The organism is Streptomyces sp. (genome assembly GCF_036566765.1).
Taxonomy (GTDB): domain Bacteria; phylum Actinomycetota; class Actinomycetes; order Streptomycetales; family Streptomycetaceae; genus Streptomyces.
Genome location: NZ_DATCVQ010000104.1, coordinates 1 through 5,603, shown reverse-complemented (window position 1 = coordinate 5,603; position 5,603 = coordinate 1). Strand labels below are relative to the sequence as shown.

Below are 5,603 nucleotides of genomic sequence, written 5' to 3'. Positions count from 1 at the left end.
GGCAAGGTCTCGCGCTAACGCCGACGTTTCGTCGTAGCGCAGCCCCTGCGGTTGCCTTGAAGGGTCGGTTCACCTCGGTGAACCGGCCCTTTGCCATGTCCGGACGCGAAACCCGGACGCGAAACCCTCCGGCCCGCTAGGGCCTGTTCGGCGGATCAGGGTCGGATAGGTCGCGGCGTCTGGTGCGGTGCATCGCAAGGCGTCGGAGCGCCTCGGATGGGGTCTCCCCTGCTCGAGCGGAGCCGAGAGCTTGGGGAAGGAGCTATTGGGGCGTTTCGGCAACGCGGCGAGGCGCCGTGCCAGGCGTCGCGACCCCGGCCATGATCCGCCTGACAGGCCCTAGGAGTGTGGGTCAGTAACGAGCAACTTCGGGCGATTGGCGGTACGCCGCCGCACAGGTCGGCGACCAGGTCGGCACCTCCTTCGGTCCTGCTCCCGAACCGATCAGCCGCAACTGGCCACCGGTGGACTCTGCGAGATGAAGGCGGGACTCACACCGACACGGGACCAGGTGCAGCGGTGTGCGGCCCGTCCGCCCTGCTCGGCTGGGGTGTGGCAGGCCACACCCCAGATGGATGGCGTACCTCAGTGACCGGTCGATCGACCGTGCGACATCGTGATCGGCATGACGAGGGGACCGCCCACCACGTGGTTCGGGCGCTGCCCCATGCCCGATCGAGCCGAAGGACCCTCCATGCGCACTCATAAGGCCCTGTCGCGATCAGCGGAGCTGCCTGGGCGGGCACTGGCTGTGCTCGTCGCCCTCGCCGTGGCACTCGGTGCCGCCTTCGTCCTAGCCCCGAGCAGGCTGGCGGCGATCGGGACGGAGGGCGGCCTCTCCTCGCAGCGGAACCTCGTCGACGCCCTGAGCCCGGCGTTCGTCACGTACTGGACGTCCGGGGACCAAGGATTCCCCCCGGACCTGCAGCGGGTTGTCGACTGCTGGTTCCGCTTCCACGTGGTCAAGGGCGTCCTGGCCGCGGCCCTGCTGATCGTGTTCGTCGCCCTCGCCGTCCGGCTCTGGAAGGCGTTCCTGAGGTCCAGCGGTCCTGGAGCCGGAGGTAGGGGCCTCGCCTCGGCTGCCATCCTCGTCAGCGTGCTTGCGCTGGTGTCACTGGCGGCGCTGATGGCGAATGTCCAAGGTGCGATGGCCCCCTTCTCCTCGGCGACCGCGCTGCTCCCACTCGGCGCACCCAGTGGCCAACTCGCCGGTGCGATCGATCAGATCAAGCAGGGCCTGGCCCACTACCCGAGCCCGAGCGACGAGAACGCGGTCGCCCTCAAGGTGATGGTCGACGACTTCGGCCGGTACCACGCGGTGCTCGCCGCTTTGGCGTCCGTCGTAGCGGTCGCCCTGATCGGCCTGAGCGTGATGGCGTGGCGGAGGTTCGCTGCGGCGGACAGGTCGAACGGGCGGACCCGGCGCACGATGAGGTCGTTCGGCGTCCTCTCGGCCGTGCTCGCGCTGATCGTGATCGTCGTCGCACTGGCCAACACGGACACCGCGGCAGACCCGGCGCCGGCCCTCCTGGGCTTCTACAAGGGCGGCCTGTGACGCCTCGCGGCTGATCGGCGGACGGGCCCGGTCAGGAGCGGAGGTAGGCGAGGACGGCGAGGACTCGGCGGTGCTGGGCGTCGTCGGGCGGCAGGCCGAGTTTGGCGAAGACGTTGCCGATGTGTTTCTCCACCGCGCTGTTGGAGAGCGCCAACTGCCGGGCGATGGCGGTGTTGGAGTGGCCCTCGGCCATCAGCGCCAGGAGCTGCCGTTCACGCGCGGTCAGTGCCTGCAGCGGGTCCTGTCGGCGCTGGCCGGCCAGTAGCTGGGAGACGACCTGGGGGTCGAGCACCGTCGCGCCACCGGCGACCCGGTCTAGGGCGTCCAGGAACTCCTCGACTCTGGCGACCCGGTCCTTGAGCAGGTAGCCGACCGCGCCAGAGCCGTCCGCGAGCAGCTCGGCGGCGTACGACACCTCCACGTACTGGCTGAGTACCAGTACGGGGGTGCCGGGCAGTTGTGCGCGGGCGCTGATCGCTGCACGCAGGCCCTCGTCCGTGTGGGTCGGCGGCATCCGTACGTCGACGACCGACGCGTCCGGGCGGTGGGCGAGCACCGCTTCGACCAGGGCGGGGCCGTCACCGACCGCCGCGACCACATGGTGCCCGTCCTCGGTGAGCAGTCGGACCAGGCCTTCACGCAGCAGCACCGCGTCATCGGCCACGACGATCCGCAGCGGACTGCGGGCCGCGCGATCCCGCGGTGCTTCGGCATCTGTTTCGGCCGAGGTCAGTGGCATGGCAGTTCCCCGGTGATCGTGGTCGGGCCGCCGTCGGGGCTGGCGACCCGCAGCTGGCCGCCGACCGCGTGCAGTCTGTCGTCCAGGCCCCGCAGGCCGTATCCCTTGGCCACGGCCGCGCCGCCCACGCCGTCGTCCGTCACCCAGACCCGCAGGATTCCATCGCCGTGGCGCATTCCGATGGCGCACCGGTGGGCGTGGCTGTGTTTGGCCACATTGGTCAGGGCCTCGGCGACCACGAAGTACGCGGCCGTCTCGACTGCGGCGTCCGGCCGACGGTTCAGGGGGCCGAGGTCGAGCTCAGCGGATACGACACAGCGCGCGGCAAGCGCGGCGAGCGCCGCCTGCAGGCCGCGGTCGGCGAGGATCGGCGGGGCGATGCCGCGCGACAGGGCCCGTAGCTCCTCCAGCGTCTCCTGAGTCTGGACGATCGCGTCGGCGAGCGCCTCCCGGGCGGCTTCCGGCCTGCTGTCGAAGTGGTGCTCGGCGCGGCCCAGCTCCATCGCCAGGCGGACCAGACGCTGCTGGGGGCCGTCGTGGATATCGCGTTCGAGTCGGCGCAGGGCGGCAGCCTCGGCCGTCACCGCGGCGAGGGTCTGTGCGCGGGCGGTGTCCCGCTCCTGCTCCAGCCCGTTGATCCTGCGGTGCAGTGCCGACAGGTCGGACAATAGTGCCTTCCCCAGCCCGGCCTGAGCGGCGACGCCCACCCGGGTCACCAGCGGCACGGTGGCCAGCACGAGGAGGCCGAGCGTGACCGCGAAGGCGACCCGCTCGTCCGGCGACGTCAGCCCCAGGCTCAACGCGATGTGGGATTGGGGACCGCCCACGTACAGGTTCATCGGCCGCAGCGGCCCGGGCGTCGCATACGGGCTGCGCAGGGGAGACGTGACAGCGGCGACGCCGACGAACCACCACAGCGCCGTTACCGCCGACGTGACCACGACGACGGGGAGTACCAGCACCGTGTGTGCCACGTCGAGCCACAGCCCCGGGTCGGACGCGGCGGCTGTCCCCCTCGGCCTCGGACGCCGACGCGCGCCCCGCGCCCCGTCGGCCTGGGAGCGCACCTTGGCGATCCGCCACCGTTCCACGTCGGCGGACCACCGCGCCAGTTCCGTAGCACTGGTCATGACCGGCGACCCGCTCGGCAACAGCAGACCGACCGTGCCAACGAACAGGCCGCTTAGCACCAGCAGCAGCCCGAACGCGGCACTGACCGGCGCGGTCAGCAGGTACAACGAGTCCAGAAGCGTGCGGCGTCCCAAGCGCACCGCGAACCGGGCCCCCAGCCGCCACCGACCCGCAGCCGCGCCCGCGACCACGGAAGACGACGACTCAGCCACGCGCCCAGCATAATCGCGATCGAAGTTGGCGAAGCCTCACCGAGGCCCCGGCCACAGCCGGTCACGGTGCGTCGACCGACCCCAATTGTCTCAGTCCTGGTGGCATAGGAATGTGTCCCGGCAACCGACAACCCGCCTGCGTTTCGTAATCATTCATGCTGGATGATGACGGTATGCGTGGTGGGGATGGGCTGTTCGAGGTCGAGCCAGTCGAGAAGAAGCAGCCGCAGGGCCGTGCGGTGGCGGTCGACAAGCAGTTCCGTGCGTTCGACCCGCACCAGGTCCTGCTGCTGCCCCCATCGCTGGACGACTGGCTGCCCGAGGACCACCTGGCCCGCTTCGTCGCTGACCTGGTGGACGAGGTGCTGGACCTGGGGCCGATCCTTGCCGACTACACCGAGAAGCGCGGCTACCCGCCCTACGACCCCAGACTGATGCTGCGGCTCCTGATCTACGGCTACACCACCGGCGTCCGCTCCTCACGCGCCATCGAGCGCAAGTGCGCCGACGACATCGCGTTCCGCTACCTGGCCGCCGGCCAGGCCCCGGACTTCCGCTCGATATCCCGCTTCCGCCGCCGCCACCTGGACGCCCTTGCCGACCTCTTCACCCAGTCCCTGCACCTCGCGACCAAGCTCGGCATGGTCAAGATGGGCCGCGTCGCCCTGGACGGCACGAAACTGCAGGCCAGTGCCTCCAAGCACAAGGCGATGAGCTACGGCCGCCTGGTCGACAAGGAAGAACGCATCGAGGCCGAGATCGCCTGGCTGGAGGCGAAGGCCCAGGGCCTGCTGGCCGACGCGGAGGCCGCCGACAAGGCCGAGGACGAGACCTTCGGCGTGGACGGCAAGGAAGCGGACCTGCCCGCCGAGCTGGACCGACGCGAGAAGCGTGTGGCGAAGCTGCAGGCCGCCCGCGCGCAGATCGAGGCCGAGGCCGCCGAGAAGGCACGCGCTCACGCCGAAGACAAGGAACGCCGCCGCCAGGAGCGTGCCGGCACCGGCGACGAGCGGGCCGTCGCCGACGCCGGCGAGCAGGCAGCAGCCAACGCACGGCCCAAGCCCAAGGCCCAGGCCAACTTCACCGACCCCGACTCCCGGATCATGAAGAACAGCGACGGCGCCTACATCCAGGCTTACAACGCCCAGGCCGTCGTCGATGAAGAACACCAGGTCATCACCGCCGCCGACGTGACGACCAACCCTTCGGACGCGCTGAACTACACCACGATGCTCGACCAGTCCGCGGCAAACACCAGCGTCCACCCCAAGCAGGCCCTGGTCGACGCCGGCTACTGCTCCGAGACCAACCTTGAGGCCGCCCGGGAGTGCCAACTCGCCTGCGGCACCGACACGTTCATGGCCACCGGCCGACTCGCCCACGACGAGCAGGTCCCGCCCGCACCACGCGGACGCATCCCCAAGAACGCCACCCTCAAGGAACGCATGGCCCGCAAGCTGCGGACCAAGCCCGGCCGGAAGGCATACAGCCGCCGCAAGGCCATCGTCGAACCCGTCTTCGGTCAGATCATGACCTGCCAGAACGGCCGTCAGCTCCTCCTGCGCGGCGAAGACGGAGCCCGAGGAGAGTGGCGGCTGCTGGCCGCCTGCCACAACTTCCGCAAAGCCTTCCAGCACGCCCAAACCGCAGGACTCGCCGCAGTGATCGCCTGACCGGCGCAGCCACCGGCCCTGTCCGGGCCGATTTCTAGACCGGCAGGACCGGCCACCGATCACCGATCACCGATCACCGCAGGATATGTTGGCGACCGCGAGCGATCCCGCCGATCACGACCACCCGGTCAGTTGCCCGTTACTGAGACACGCTCCTAGCGAGCCGCGGCCAGGTCCGGCAGTAATCGATCTTGACGTGCCCGAAGTGTGTGGTGTCGAGTTGACGTTGAGAAGTGGCACCAGCGCATAGGGGATCGACATGTTCATAGCAGAAGAGGGCGTTTTCGATCCTG

General features: G+C 69.8%; 4 protein-coding genes. 2 read left to right on the top strand and 2 right to left on the bottom strand.

Features of this window, described 5'->3' with window-relative positions; all coding sequences use genetic code 11:
* Positions 1–694: 694 nt before the first annotated feature.
* On the top strand, positions 695–1,555 hold the full coding sequence (locus VIU94_RS05775; protein ID WP_331908226.1) for a hypothetical protein: 861 nt from the start codon (positions 695–697) through the stop codon (positions 1,553–1,555).
* 31 nt (positions 1,556–1,586) lie between these two features.
* Here the strand turns inward: VIU94_RS05775 and VIU94_RS05770 are convergent, their stop codons facing one another.
* Together VIU94_RS05770 and VIU94_RS05765 are read right to left on the bottom strand one after the other, a co-directional pair.
* On the bottom strand, positions 1,587–2,231 hold the full coding sequence (locus VIU94_RS05770; RefSeq protein WP_267260579.1) for a response regulator: 645 nt from the start codon (positions 2,229–2,231) through the stop codon (positions 1,587–1,589).
* Between the two features lie 53 nt (positions 2,232–2,284).
* Positions 2,285–3,637, bottom strand: coding sequence for a sensor histidine kinase (locus VIU94_RS05765; RefSeq protein WP_331908224.1), 1,353 nt, complete (start codon positions 3,635–3,637; stop codon positions 2,285–2,287).
* Between the two features lie 173 nt (positions 3,638–3,810).
* Here VIU94_RS05765 and VIU94_RS05760 point away from each other — a divergent pair, with 173 nt between their 5' ends.
* On the top strand, positions 3,811–5,310 hold the full coding sequence (locus VIU94_RS05760) for an IS1182 family transposase (RefSeq protein ID WP_422664585.1): 1,500 nt from the start codon (positions 3,811–3,813) through the stop codon (positions 5,308–5,310).
* Positions 5,311–5,603 lie beyond the last annotated feature (293 nt).

Excerpts from the sequence above, each read along its gene's own strand:
- VIU94_RS05760 (WP_422664585.1), top strand. The coding sequence starts at position 3,811 with ATGCGTGGTGGGGATGGGCTGTTCGAGGTCGAGCCAGTCGAGAAGAAG.
- VIU94_RS05775 (WP_331908226.1), top strand. The coding sequence starts at position 695 with ATGCGCACTCATAAGGCCCTGTCGCGATCAGCGGAGCTGCCTGGGCGG.